Source organism: Oceanotoga teriensis, assembly GCF_003148465.1.
Classification (GTDB): Bacteria; Thermotogota; Thermotogae; order Petrotogales; family Petrotogaceae; genus Oceanotoga; species Oceanotoga teriensis.
The window spans coordinates 66,580-80,996 of sequence record NZ_QGGI01000007.1 but is presented as its reverse complement, the minus strand read 5'-3'; the positions used below and the strand labels follow the sequence as shown (position 1 = coordinate 80,996).

At 25.4% G+C, this 14,417-nt stretch carries 12 protein-coding genes; 2 read left to right on the top strand and 10 right to left on the bottom strand.

What is annotated here, in order from left to right:
• Positions 1-16: 16 nt before the first annotated feature.
• Both C7380_RS06295 and C7380_RS06290 read left to right on the top strand, forming a co-directional pair.
• Positions 17-1,159: an HD domain-containing phosphohydrolase gene (locus C7380_RS06295; protein ID WP_109604644.1), complete on the top strand. Its 1,143-nt coding sequence runs from the start codon at positions 17-19 to the stop codon at positions 1,157-1,159.
• A gap of 4 nt (positions 1,160-1,163) precedes the next feature.
• Entirely contained in the window at positions 1,164-4,271 is a 3,108-nt protein-coding gene (locus C7380_RS06290) for a two-component regulator propeller domain-containing protein (protein ID WP_109604643.1), read from the top strand.
• Positions 4,272-4,306: 35 nt separating this feature from the next.
• On the opposite strand, the gene C7380_RS06285 is transcribed toward C7380_RS06290, so the two are convergent.
• The 10 genes from C7380_RS06285 to C7380_RS06240 all read right to left on the bottom strand — a co-directional run bounded on the left by C7380_RS06285 (position 4,307) and on the right by C7380_RS06240 (position 14,365).
• Positions 4,307-5,659 (bottom strand): DUF4127 family protein, encoded by a 1,353-nt coding sequence (locus C7380_RS06285; RefSeq protein ID WP_109604642.1) that lies wholly within the window; start codon positions 5,657-5,659, stop codon positions 4,307-4,309.
• Entirely contained in the window at positions 5,656-6,972 is a 1,317-nt protein-coding gene (locus tag C7380_RS06280; RefSeq protein WP_158274811.1) for an FAD-dependent oxidoreductase, read from the bottom strand. The genes C7380_RS06285 and C7380_RS06280 overlap by 4 nt, the downstream gene beginning before the upstream one ends.
• Positions 6,973-6,988: 16 nt before the next feature.
• A complete protein-coding gene (locus C7380_RS06275) occupies positions 6,989-7,840 on the bottom strand; it encodes a carbohydrate ABC transporter permease (protein WP_206050540.1) in 852 nt (283 codons plus the stop codon).
• 1 nt (position 7,841) lies between these two features.
• The gene (locus C7380_RS06270; protein ID WP_109604639.1) at positions 7,842-8,723 is read right to left on the bottom strand and encodes a carbohydrate ABC transporter permease; all 882 of its coding nucleotides are present in this window, start codon (positions 8,721-8,723) and stop codon (positions 7,842-7,844) included.
• Between the two features lie 38 nt (positions 8,724-8,761).
• Positions 8,762-9,979 carry an extracellular solute-binding protein gene (locus tag C7380_RS06265; protein ID WP_158274810.1) on the bottom strand — a complete coding sequence of 406 codons (1,218 nt, stop codon included), beginning with the start codon at positions 9,977-9,979 and terminating at the stop codon, positions 8,762-8,764.
• Between the two features lie 23 nt (positions 9,980-10,002).
• Entirely contained in the window at positions 10,003-10,671 is a 669-nt protein-coding gene (locus C7380_RS06260) for a hypothetical protein (RefSeq protein WP_109604637.1), read from the bottom strand.
• A 375-nt stretch (positions 10,672-11,046) separates the two neighbouring features.
• Entirely contained in the window at positions 11,047-11,424 is a 378-nt protein-coding gene (locus C7380_RS06255) for a RidA family protein (protein WP_109604636.1), read from the bottom strand.
• 48 nt (positions 11,425-11,472) lie between these two features.
• Positions 11,473-12,627: a bifunctional L-alanine/L-glutamate racemase gene (gene aar, locus C7380_RS06250; RefSeq protein WP_109604635.1), complete on the bottom strand. Its 1,155-nt coding sequence runs from the start codon at positions 12,625-12,627 to the stop codon at positions 11,473-11,475.
• Between the two features lie 11 nt (positions 12,628-12,638).
• Entirely contained in the window at positions 12,639-13,466 is an 828-nt protein-coding gene (locus C7380_RS06245; protein ID WP_109604634.1) for a carbohydrate ABC transporter permease, read from the bottom strand.
• Positions 13,463-14,365 (bottom strand): carbohydrate ABC transporter permease, encoded by a 903-nt coding sequence (locus tag C7380_RS06240; protein WP_109604633.1) that lies wholly within the window; start codon positions 14,363-14,365, stop codon positions 13,463-13,465. Before C7380_RS06240 ends, C7380_RS06245 begins: the two co-directional genes overlap by 4 nt.
• Between the last annotated feature and the right edge of the window lie 52 nt (positions 14,366-14,417).

Sequence of the window (14,417 nt, the reverse complement as noted above, 5' to 3'; positions counted from 1 at the left end):
TTAAGGGGGTTATAATATGAATTCTTTGAAGATTCTTTTTGTAGAAGATAATATAATAGATTTGAAATCTTTTAAAAGATTTATTGAAAGAAGCAATTTTAAGTATATTGTTGATTTTTCTATGAGTTATGATGATGTTGTTGATAAGCTTAAGTATAATGAATATGTTGCAATAGTTACAGATTTTAATCTTGGTATTAATACGGCTTTTGATTTTTTTGATTTTGTTGATGATATCCCAATAATAATTGTTACTGGAGCTGGTAATGAGGAAATAGCTGTACAAGCTATGAAAAAAGGTGCTTATGATTATGTAATCAAAGATATGGACTATAATTATTTTAAAACTATTGAAATAACCATAGAAAATGCGATTAAAAATAAACAGAATGAAACTGAACTTGAAAATTATAAAAAACATCTTGAATCACTTGTACTTGAGAGAACTAATAATCTTATAGAGGAAATTCATGAGAGAAAAAAAATAGAAGAATCTTTAAGAATTTTACAGGAAAATTTTAAAGATGCAAAAAATGCATTGATTCTTTCTTTAGCAGAGCTTACCGAATCTCGCGATTATGAGACGGGTCTTCATCTTATTAGAATTAGAGAGTATTGTAAACATCTTTCTATTCTTCTTTCAAAAAATTCTAAATTTAAAAGTATTATAGATACAATTTTTATAGAGGATATTTATGAATCAAGTATTTTGCATGATATTGGTAAGGTTGGTATTCCTGATTCTATTTTGCTTAAACCAGGTAAACTTACTGATGAAGAGTTTGAAGTTATAAAAACTCATACTTTGATAGGGGCACATACTCTTGAAAAAGTTATTTCTAAGTATCCTGATTTTACTTCTTTGAAAATGGCTTATGATATTGCTAAGAGTCATCATGAGAAGTGGAATGGAAGAGGATATCCAGAAAAACTTTGTAAAGAAGATATACCTTTGAGTGCAAGAATTGTTAGTTTTGCAGATGTTTTTGATGCTCTTACAAGTAAAAGGATTTATAAACCTGCATTTACTTATGAAAAAACTTTTGAAATAATGAAAGAAGATGAAGGCGAAGCTTTTGATCCTTATATTTTCAAGGTTTTTGAAGAAAATTACGATGATTTTGTTAAGATAAAAGAATTCTATAATTCAGAGGAATGATAGCATGAATAAATTTTTTGTTTTGATTTTTTTATTTTTATTTTCTGTTTTGATTTTTTCTCATGATAAATTTTTTCGATTTTTTGTGTTGAACAATGAAAATAATATGTCAAATAGTAGTGTTAATGATTCTTTAGAAGATGATAAAGGTTTTATGTGGTTTGCAACTAATAATGGTCTTAATAAATGGGATGGAAATAAAATGACTGTTTATAAAAAAGCTAATGGTGATAATAGTGTAAGCGGTAATTTTATAAATAATTTAATTAAATGTTCTCATGGAAATATATGGATTTCTACTATGGATAAAGGAATTTCAGTTTATGACCCCATAAAAGATCATTTTAGATATTATTCTGTTGAAAATGGAAAACTTCCAGATGATAATGTTACTTTTATGACTTTGAATAAAAATACTAATATATTATGGATTGTTATAAAAAATCATGGACTTTTTTATTTTGATAAAGATACTGATTCTTTTATAAATGTCGTTTTTTTGAATGATATTAATTCTGTGGCTTTTAGAGAAGATGAAGTTTGGCTTGGTACGAATTCTGGAATTAAAATATACAATGATGGTAAGATTAGAAATTTTGATTTATTAAATGGATATAAAATAAATGATATTTGTATTGAATGTGAACATTTTTATTTTGCAACCGATAAAGGACTTTTTTTCTTGGATAATGAAAATAATGAGTTAAAAAGTATATTAAAAGAATTATATATTTCTACTTTATTTTTAGATTCTAAGAAAGATCTTTGGATAGGGACACATTCGAGTAGTATATATAAAATTGATATGCATTTGGATTTTGATATTATAACTTATGATCTTAAGATTGAAGATTCTATAATTAATACAAATATTATGAGTATTTTTCAAGATAGTTCTGGATTGATGTGGCTTGGAACTCAAGGTAATGGAGTTATATATTTTGATCCATATGTTGAAGACTTTAAAAATTATACAAAATCAGTTGGACAATTATCTCATAATTCTATTGCAGGCATGTTGGAAATTGATACAGGTCTCATTTGGATAGGTACAAGAGGTGGAGGGTTAGATATTTATGATCCTGAAACTTTGAGATTTTTTGAAAATGATGAAGAGTTGATGAGTTATAATGTTTGGTCTTTGATGCAAGACTCTAAGAGAAGAGTTTGGATAGGAACTGATAAAGGAGTTCAGATATATGATCCTGATTCTTTGAGGAATATTTTGATTATAGATGATTTGAAAGATTATGATATTTGGGCATTTTATGAATATTCTGAAGGTATTTATTTGATAGGAACTCGTTATAACGGATTGTTTGTTTACGATTATGATAAAAGAGAACTTTTGGATAATTTTAAGTTTGATATGTATCTTAATTTCAATTCCAATACAAGTCCAAATTTTATATATAATTTTTTTAAAGATTCTAAAAATAGACTATGGGTTGGAACGGTTGGTGGAGGTATTTATCTTTTTGATATAAATAATGGATTTGTGGATATTTATAATTCTGATAATAGTAATTTTTTAACGAATGATTATGTAGTTAAAATAGATGAAATTGATGATGGAACTCTCATAATAGGGACTTATGGGGGTGGAATTAGTTTTTATAATCCAGATAATAATGAATATAAAGTATATACTGAAAAGAATAGACTTTTGAGTGATCATGTATTGGGTTTTTTGATAAATGGTGATGATATATGGTTTAGTACTAATTCGGGGCTTTCTAAATTCAATATAAAAGATGAAATTTTTATAAATTATGATTCAACTAATGGTATCCTCAATGAACAGTTTTTTGGTAAATCTTATTTGAAAGATTCTAATGGTATATTTTATTTTGGTGGAGATCATGGATTAACTGTTTTTGATCCAAATAATATAATACCTGAAGATTATGATTCTAATGTAGTATTAACTGATATTTATATTTTTAATGAAAGAATTTTTCCGGGTATTCCATATGATAATCATATTTTTTTGGAGAATAGTATTTATTATACAGATTATATAGAACTTCCTGAAAAATATAATATGATATCTTTTGAATTTTCTTCTTTAAATTTCTTATCTCAAAATGTTTATTCTTATAAAATGGAAGGTTTTGACAAAAATTGGATTTATTCTGGAAATAGAAATATGGCAGTTTATACCAATTTAAATCCTGGTTCTTATACTTTTAGAGTTAGGGGAACTGATAGATATGGTTCTTGGAGTAATAGAGAAGTTATTTTGAAAGTGAAAATAATTCCACCTTTTTATAAGACTATATGGTTTTATCTTTTAATGATTTCTTTAATAGCTTTTTTTGTATTTTTATTTATTGAATGGAGAATGTTCAAGGTTAAAAAGTATAATGATGAACTTGAAGAAAAAGTTATGGAGAAGACTATTGAATTGAGAAATAATAATGATAAACTTGTTCAATTGAATGATGAACTTAAAGATTTTGCCTATATTGTCTCTCATGATTTAAAAGCTCCTTTGAGGGGAATAGGACAGATAGCCCAATGGATAATTACTGATTATCATGAATCTTTAAATGACGATGGAAAAGAACTTCTCGATCTTTTGTATAATAGAACTGAGAGGATGAATACTCTTATAGAGGGTATTTTGAGTTATTCACGTGTTGGAAGACGTGTTGATGATATAGAAAAAGTAGATACAAATGAAGTTGTTGAAGATATAAGAAGTAATATTTATAATGATGAGTATATAGAAATAATTATAGATAATGAACTTCCAATTGTTGAGGTTGATAGGACTAAGATTACTCAACTTTTTCAAAATATTATTTCTAATGCCGTTAAGTATAATGATAAAGATAAATGTGTTATTAATATAGGGTGTAATTCAAAACCAGATTATAATATTTTTTATATTAAAGATAATGGTCCTGGTATAGATGAGAAGTACCATGAAAAGATTTTTAAAATATTTCAAACGCTTTCTTCTAAAGAGGATAGTGATAGTACTGGTATAGGACTTGCCATAGTTAAAAAAATAGTTGATAGTTTTAATGGTAAGGTATGGGTTGAGTCCCAGCTTGGTAAAGGAACTGTTTTTTATTTTTCTATAAAAAACAATAAGAAAAAATGATAGATAATGATAAATTATAAAGGTGATTTGAGAAATCAAATCACCTTTATTTTTATTTTACATTCAAATATTCTATTCCAAGGTAGTATAAATTTTTCTACTTTTAACGATTTTAGGTTCATATTTTTCATCAATTTTATTTTTAAAGGTTCTAATTCTCTTAAAAAAATGTTTTTATAAAAATAATCTAAAGTTTCTTTTTTTACATCATATATATTTTCATTTTTTTCTTGAATTATTTTTTTTAAAATGTTTCTTGTTTTTGTCTGATATAGATAATCTTCTAATAAACATTCTAAAAGAAATTTTTGAGCTTCTTTTTCATTATGATTATTATTACAAGCTATTATCATACTTATAATAGTTCCCAATCTATTTGAAATGGTGTTCCAAGAACTATAAAATTTGATTTTATTTAATAATTTTTCATTTATAAGAAAATTAATTAATTTTTCATTACATTTATTTACATTTAAAGCATCTAAAATATATATTTTTTTATTATTTTGAATTTCATTTAGAATAAGTTTTTTTCCATTTTCTATATTTTTGTTTATTATTATTAAAGTATTTATTGAATTTTTTGTTATCTTTATATTGTGCATGATTAGACGTGTTTTTAAGTTTTTTTCTAAAGGTCTATCTTCATAATCATATATATTTTTTAATGTGTTTGTTTCATCTGTCAATATATTAAGATCTACGGAATTATTTTTTATGATATGAGAAAATAATTCTTGAGATATTTCATCAGCACCATTGTATATGAATGTTTTTGAATTGTAATATTTTGAATTTTTAATTAATTCTAATTCTTCCTTTTTTGTGGGGCTATGTTTAAAAGTATCTTCAACCCCAAATATAATTTTTTTTACATTCTTTTCATTTTCATATTTTAATACTTCTAAATTTATTATATGATTTCTTTTTCTAAGTTTTTTATAATCTTCTTTGAATTTCGATGGGAGATTTTCAATATATTTTTTATCTTTAGTTATAAAATATTTTTTTAATTCATTGTATAATATTTCATCTTCTTTATTTTTTACAGAAATTAGAGCTCTTCTTATTATTGAATATATGTATATATCTTTTTTATAAATTTTTATTTTTTGCAAATTTTTTAAAGCATTTTCTAAAGTTATTTTATCAAGTCTCGAATTTATTAATCCGCCATATACTAACATATCTATTGAAATTATTGCTATATCGTATTTTTGATTTTTTGACCATTCGATTATTCCATTTATATCTGCAGGAGTATAAAAATCATCAAGAAATTTTTTTGGTGGATATATTAAGGTATTTTCTGAAATTTTTGATAATTCATATACATAATCTATATTTACTGGTCTTGAGTCAAGAGGTATTAAGAGTATTCTTTTCATTTATATATAATGCCCCTTTTATCTAAAATATTTTTAATATCTTTGTATGAAGATTCTTCTATTTTAGAATTTTTAATATATGTATAAGCTATTATTCCAGCTGCTTCACCAGTAGCACATGCAAGTGGACTTGTACGAATTGCAGAAAAAGCTTCTGATGTTGCAGAAATAGCTCTTCCAGCTAAAGATATATTTTCAACAGTTTCTGGTATTAAAGCTTCAAAAGGTATATAATATTCTTCGGATGTTTTTTTTGTAATTATTTTATCTGATCCTGAATCGTGTATATCTATTGGATAAGCTCCGACTGCTATAGAATTAATATTTATATCTTTTTTTAATAAATCTTTATATTCAATAATTTTTTTTCCTTTTACATGAAAAGTTTCTCTTATACCTATTATTGAAGAGGTTTCTATTGAATTAATATTTTCAAATCCGTATATTTCATTTTTTAAAAAAGATTCGAAATTTTCAGTGTCTTTAAATGAATTTAATTGATTTTTTGTTTTTTCATATGGATTTGTTCCATCAAAATTATATCTTGAAGTATTCATCAATATTTCATCTGTAGAAAAAGGTATTTCAAAAAAAAGAAGTCTATCTCTTTTAAAATTGATATTATAATCTTTAAATTTTTTGATTTCATTAAAATATCCAGATATTGCAAGATATTCTTTTAAAGCAGTGGTATTCTCATTTAGTGTAAAATTTTTTTTATTTTTTAATACATAATCTTTAATTTTTTCTTTATTTATTCCTTTTATTTTATATACCATAGTTGAAGGTTGCGGTGTTGAATTTTGAGTTATTTTTTTTGCTCCCGCTTTCACAGAAAAGTTTCCATCTCCTGTTGCATCTATATAAAATAATGATTTTATATGTTCTTCCATATATTCATTTATTATACTTATGTAATTGATTTTGTTTTGCTCAATTTTTATTTCATTAATAATTACTCCAAATACGGTATCAATTTTATATTTTTTTATTAGATTTGATAAAACTAATTTCATTTTTTCTGGTTTGAAAGGTGTAATACTTTCAACAAAACCTATAGGATCTTTTAAATGACCGTATGTTCCCTTAACTTTTTTTAATTCTTCAATTATTTCTTGGCCTATACCTTGTATGGTTTGTCTTTTTTTACTGTGAAAAGTCATCATTGGCATTACATTACAATTAGTGAGTACTCCACCAGGATTGTTATTTTTTTCTATTATTAATGTTTTTAATCCAAGTTTTGAACAAGAGATTGCTGCAGAAATCCCAGAAATTCCACCACCAATTATTATTACATCATATTTTTTCAAGTTTTTCACCTCTTTTTTATTTTAAAGAGCTTGATATAGATATATCTATAAAATATTTTTGAAGTATTATAAATATTATTAAAACAGGAATTATTGTTAAAGTTGTTGCTGACATTAGAGGACCCCAATCGGCTGAATTTTGGCTTTTAAAAATTTCTAAACCAAGTTGCAAGGTTCTCATCGAATCATCATTTGTTATTATTAATGGCCATAAAAAATCATCCCAAGCTTGAGTGAATGTAAATATTGCTAATGCAGCTATAGAAGATTTTCCAATTGGAAAAAATATTTTAAAAAATATTATAGATTCACTAGCACCATCAATCCTTGCTGATTCTGCAAGTTCTTTTGGAATTTGTAAATAAAATTGTCTCATCATAAAAACACCAAAAGCAGACATTATATGTGGAATTATTAATCCAGCATAGGTATTAAGAAGTCCTGTTCCACCATAACCAAATAGGTTATTTCCTCCAATGAGTGGGAAATTTTTGGCAATTAAAAATGTTGGTATAAGAGTTATCTGTATTGGAATCATCATTGTTGCAAGTAATAAAAAAAACCAAAAATTTTTGTGTTTAAATTCAAGATGAGCGAAAGCATAACCAGCCATGCTACAAAATAAAACATTTATTATTACAGATAGTCCGGAAACTATAATACTATTAAAAAAATAGCCTGAAAATCCTTTTATATTTAAAACATAGTCATAGTTTTTTATAGTAAAATTTTTAATTATTAATGATGGCGGAAATGAAAATAGTTCATTATCTGGTTTAAATGAAGATGTAACTGTCCATATAAAAGGGAAAGCCATTATTATTCCAATTATTATTAATAGAATGTATAATTTTATTTTTTTTGTCAATTTAAACACCTTCATTATTTTTTGAATTTAATTTAAAACTCATAAAAGATAGGATTAAAATTATTATTCCCAGTATAAAAGACATTGAAGAAGCCATACCCATATTCATATATTCAAAAGCTTCTCTATATATTAAAAGTCCAACTGTTGTAGTTGATTCTAAAGGTCCTCCACCAGTCATAACGTACATTTCAGTAAATGATTGAAATGTACTTATTATTCCCACTATTAGTACATAAATATGCACAGGTCTTAGAAGTGGAAGAGTTATTTTCCAAAAGCTTTGTATTTCTGTTGCACCATCTAATTTAGCGGCTTCATAAACATTTTTTGAAATATTTTGTAAACCTGCAAGATATATTATCATATTCCAACCTACACCTCGCCATATTCTCATTACAGATATAGAAGATAACGCTGTCGAAGAATCAGCCAAAAAGTATACAGGAGGTATATTAAATAATGATAATAAGAAATTTATTATTCCATATTCAGGATCATATAGCCATACCCATATTATGGAAACAGCAACCATTGGAGTTATTACTGGAAGATAATATATACCTCTAAAAAAACTTATTCCTTTAATTTTATTATTTATCATTATTGCAAGAATTAAAGAAATTAACATATTTAATGGAAGTACTTCTAAAGCAAATATTCCGGTCCTTAAAATAGAATTTCCAAATTCTTGTGATTTTAATAATTCAAGATAGTTTTTAATACCTATGAAAATTGGAGATGAAAATCCGTCATAGTTTGTAAAGCTAAGTATTAAAGAATAAAATATTGGAATTATTTTGAATATTATATTGTATATTATTACTGGCATTATGAATAAAATAGCTGTTTTTACTATTTTCTTTTTTGATTTTTTAGTCATTATATTCCTCCGAATAAATGACCGGAAAACCGATCATTTTATTTGAGTTTTATTATTTCATCATATGCTTTATTTAAAGCTTCTTCAGAAGTTTCAACTTTTTTAATAGCTCTTTCGAGATGTTTTATTAGAATATCTCTTGCTTGTGACCAATAAGTTATATTTGGATTTCCAAATGAAAAATAAGATCCTTCAATGTATTTTTTTATGGTTTCATCATTTGAAAATTCTGTATATAACAAGGAAGACTGTCTTGGTGGAAGTGTTCCTAAAACCTTATTAATAGAAACAATGTTATCTTTTGAAGTTAAAAAATTTAAAACTTTTATTTTTGTTTGGATTTTTGTTTTATTGTTTACTACCATGAATCCAGCAAAAGAATAAAATGTAGATTTTTTTTCTTTTTCAGGTGGAAGTAATATTTTTAATTTGTCGTATTTATCAGGAGAATATTTTTCAATATCTTTTAAATCTTCTAAAGTTAAAAAACTCATTACAGATTTTTCTGCTGCTATAGGTTTTATAGTTCCTATTGAAGAAACACCATATTCTGGGCATACATCATTTATTAAGGATGAATAATAATTTAAAGCATCAATTCCTTTTTTGTCATTAAATACTGGATCTGCATTTTTGTCAAATAATTGACCACCATTTTGATATAGAAAAGAACTCCAAACTTGTTGTAAATCTATTCCTTGAACAGGTAGTTCTAAACCAGATCTTGTGATTCTTTTACCGGTTTTTATGGTTACTTTCTCAGCAATATTTTTAAGATCATTCCAATTTAAAGGATTATTTATATTTGGTATATTATTTTCATTTAAAATATCTTCTCTTACTACAAGAAGTCTTCCACTACCGAATAAAGGTATAAAATAGTGACTATTATTGTATAATCCTGTATCTATGCTATTTCCAAAATCTTTGTAATCTTCTATATCTTTTAAATATTTATCTAAAGGGATTAAAATATCTTTTTCAGCAAATCCAGCGATAGCAGCTTGTCCGTGCATAAATATATCAGGTCCCATATTTCCAGCAAAAGATGTTGTCAATTTTGTAGATAATTGACCCCAAGGTATAAATTCAACACTTAATTTTATTTCGGAATTTTCTTTTTCAAATTTTGGTATTAATTCATCATTTACAAGATCCATTAATTCTTTTTGAGTTCCAGCAAACCAAATTTTTATTGTTTCTGAGAAACTAAAAATAGTTATAGAAATTATTAATACTATAAAAAATTTTTTCATTTTAAATCCCTCCATTTTAATATTTATAATTTTTCAATACAGTTTTTTATTTCAAAAATTTTTTTTGAGAATGTTTTTATTTCAGTTGTTGTTACTATTGGACCAATTATAAATCCTTTGGCACCTATTTTGATAAATTCTTTTAAATCATCATATTCCATTATTTTTTGTGAAGGAATATATACTGGTAATTTTGTATTTGATATAATTTTTTTAAATTTGAGAATATCTTTTATAGTATAATTTTTTCCATATTCTGATGGATTTATTATTGAAGCTTCTATTATATCTGGATTAAAATGTTCTATTTCTTTTATTAGTTCTAAATCATCGTCATAATTTATTGCAAACATTTTTTTTAATTTTGTGTTATTCATCCATATAGGATAATACTCAATATAACAATCTAAAAAATCCAATTTAAAATCTTCAAATTCTTTGATATCCTGTTTTGAACACATTAATTCAGCTCCTGGAACTATTCCAACTGGAATATTTAAAGTATTTATAATTCTTTGAGTTTCATTTTTTATTGAATTCCAGGAATCATGAATTTTTTTAGTAACTCTGTGTTTTACATTTATATGCAATTTGACAGCATCAGCTCCCATTTTTTCTGCTTCTAATGCATATTCTAAAGTGTTTTCAGGTAAACTAACTATTAAATTTCTTTTTGATAAATTTAATTCCATTATTTCTCATCTCCCATAAAATATATTTTACTAATTTGATTTTATGCAACATTTATGCAATGTTTTTTTTATTATTTAATCGGCAGAGTTTATCAACAAACTATAAAAATATAAAATTCATTTATTAGTTATTGTATTTTAAAATAAATGAATAATAATGATTACAGTATTTTTTCTTAATTTATTAATTGTTTATTAACAAATTAATAGAATTTTTTAATTTATTGAGAATATAAAAATCATTAAAAAATACTTGAATTAATAAATTTGATAGTTTATAGTGAAGTTTTTAATTAAATTAAGAGAAGATAATGAGAATAGAGAAGTTTTTAATAAAAAACTGCATGACTTTTTAATATGTCATGCAGTTTATTTTTATTTTATTGCTATTACTTCTATTTCAACATCGGAGTCTTTTGGTAGTTTTGCTACTTGGAATGCAGATCTTGATGGATGGTTTTCCATAAAAAATTTTCCATATATTTCATTCATTTTTGTAAAATCATCCATATTTTTTAGGTATACTGTTGTTTTTAAAACTTTATCCATAGAACTTCCGAGTTCTTCGAGTATATTTTTTATGTTTGTTAGTATTATTAGTGTCTCTTTTTCAACATCATTTTTTACCATTTCTCCTGTTTCCATATCAACAGGTAATTGACCAGAAAGGAATATAAGATTATTGTATTCATTTGCTATAGAGTAAGGCCCTATTGCTTTTGGAGCAGATTTTGGATTATGTGTTTTTTTCATTTTTATTTTTATCCCCCTTTTTTTATTGTATTTTTATTATAATATATTTTATATTATTTTTAAAGCTTCATCTAAGTCATTTATTAGTAATTGAGGGTCTTCTAATCCAACGTGTATTCTTATTAGAGGTAAAAGTTCTTGTGATATGTTATCAGTTGTAACTGCATAAGGCATTATTAAACTTTCATATCCTCCCCAGCTAACAGCTCTTTTGAAATAATTTATTCTGTTTGTAAATTCTATTACTTTTTCTATTTTATTTGTTTTTAATTTGAAAGACATTAGACCAGATCCACCTTTCATTTGTTTTTTTGCAAGTTCATATTGTGGAAAATCTGGATCGAATGGATATAAAACATTTTCTATTTTTGGATGTTGTTTTAAAAAGTTCATTATTTTTAAAGCATTTTCATAGTGTTTTTCAAGTCTTATATGTAAGGTTCTTATTCCTCTCAGTATTAACCAAGCCATGAATGGATCTGGTACTGTTCCGATGTTTTGAAATTCCGTTTGAAATATATGTCTTATATCTTGTTCTTTTCCAATTATTATTCCTGCTACTACATCGGAGTTTCCACCGAGATATTTTGATGCTGAATGTACTACTATATCTATTCCATAGTCTATTGGGTTTTGATATATTGGTGTTGCCCATGTGTTATCTATGATTGTTTTTATATTTTTTGATTTTGCAAAGTCTGATATTTCTTTTAAGTTTTGCAGTTTGAATGTAAATGTTGTGGGACTTTCAAGGTATATTATTTTTGTGTTTTCTTTTACGGCATCTATTATTTCTTGTGTATTTGTTCCTTCAACATATGTATGAGTTACTCCAAATCTTGGAAGGTATTTTTCTAAAAGATTTTTAGTCCAACTATAAGAATCTTTTACACATACTATATGATCTCCTGATTTTAGAAAAGAAAGTATAGAATTTGTTATTGCTGATATACCAGAACTTACGAGTTTTGCTCTTTCTCCATGTTCTAATTTTGCAATTTTTTCTTCTAACAGATTTACTGTTGGATTGTTTCCGCGAGAGTATATATAATTATTTGGTTCATCTGATATAGCTTTTTTGAAGTCTTGAAAATTTTTATAGCAAAATATTGATGTTTGATATATTGGAGGATTTACGGCTCCAAAAGGAAAGTCGTTTTCTCCGAGATGATGTAATATATCTGTTGTATTTAATTCGTTCATTTTTTCCTCCTTTAGCCTTTTACGGCTCCATCAGTTAATCCCTGAACTATGTATTTTTGTGTAAATGCAAATATTATCATTGTTGGTAGAAGTGCAACAACTATTCCAGCACTCAATACACCCCAACTTACCCCTGCTTTTGATATGAAGGAATTTAAGGCAACTGGAATTGTCATTTTGTACGAAGAACTCATGAACATTGCAGCAAGGAAAAGTTCATTCCATATGTTTACAAAGGCAAAACTAAATATTGCAGCAAGTCCTGGTAATGATAAAGGTATTACTATTTTTATTATTGTTTGCATATTATTGCAACCATCTATTAATGCTGCTTCTTCAAGAGCTACGGGAATTCTATCAAAAAAACCTTTTCCCATTATTGTTGAAAAAGCTATCATTGTTGAAATGTATATTACCATCAATGAAAATAAGCTATCCGTCATTCCAAAATTGGCAAATGATGTGAATAATGGTGCCATTATCATGAATGTTGGTATCATTTGTGAGAAATACATTGCTAATAATAAGGTGTTTTTTGCTTTGTTGTATTTGAATCTCGAAAGAGAATATCCACTAAATATAGATATTATCATCGCACCTAATGCGGATATTAGGGATATTAATACACTATTTTTAAAGTATATTCCAAAATTACTTATTTCAAATAGGTATTTATAATTTTCAAAATTTATTTTTGAAGGTAAATATTTTATTGGAAATGTATATATTTCTTTATAGTCTTTGAATGAAGTTACTATAACCCAGTATAGAGGAAATAAAGCCATTATTAAGAATAATAATAATAATATTATTTTTAATGTGTTTTTTATTATTTTCATATATTATCATTCCCTTTTTTGGAGGATATTTTTAAATAAATTATTGCATAAGTTAATAGTATTGCTATTATTACTACTCCATATGCAGATCCTTGTCCATAATCGTAGAATTTTAATATTTTGTTTATCATTTGTGTTGCAAGTATATTTGTGCTGTTTGCTGGTCCACCATTTGTCATTGCATATATTATGTCTGGAAAATTCATTATCCAAATAGTTCTTAATAGTGTTGTTGATATTATTGTTGGTTTTATGTAAGGTATTGTTATTGAAAATAGTTGTTTAACAGGTCCAGCACCATCTATTTTTGCAGCTTCGTATAATTCATTTGGTACTGATTGTAATGCTGCAAGTAGCATTATTGCGAAGAATGGTACACCATACCAAATATTTACCACTATTACAGATATCATGGCTATTTTTGGATTTGATAAGAAGCCGATATTTGAATTTATTAATCCCAATTTTAATAAAATGTCATTTATTACACCAAATTGTCCATTGAACATCCAAGCCCATATCAATCCAATGGCAAATCCTGATAATGCCCAAGGGTAGAATACTAAAGCTGAATAAAGTCCTCTTCCTTTGAAGGGTTTTTTCATCAATAATGCAAGTATGAATCCAAGTATGAATTGAAATAATAAAGATATTACAACCCAGATTATTGTGTTGAATAGTATTTGTATAAATCTAAAGTTTTGATCTGTAAATATGTTTTTGAAGTTTTGAAAGTTATTGAATTGTGTATTGGATAGATCAAATAATGTATAGTTTTTGAATGATATGAATATACCTTTTATAACTGGAAAGTATATGAATAATCCAAGAAATAAGAATGCAGGTATTAATATATATATTAAGAATTTGTTTTTTTGAGTATGGCTTTTTTTTAGCATTTTTGCACCTCTTAAAATTCAAGGCTTGCTTTTCAGCAAGCCTGAAGTATTT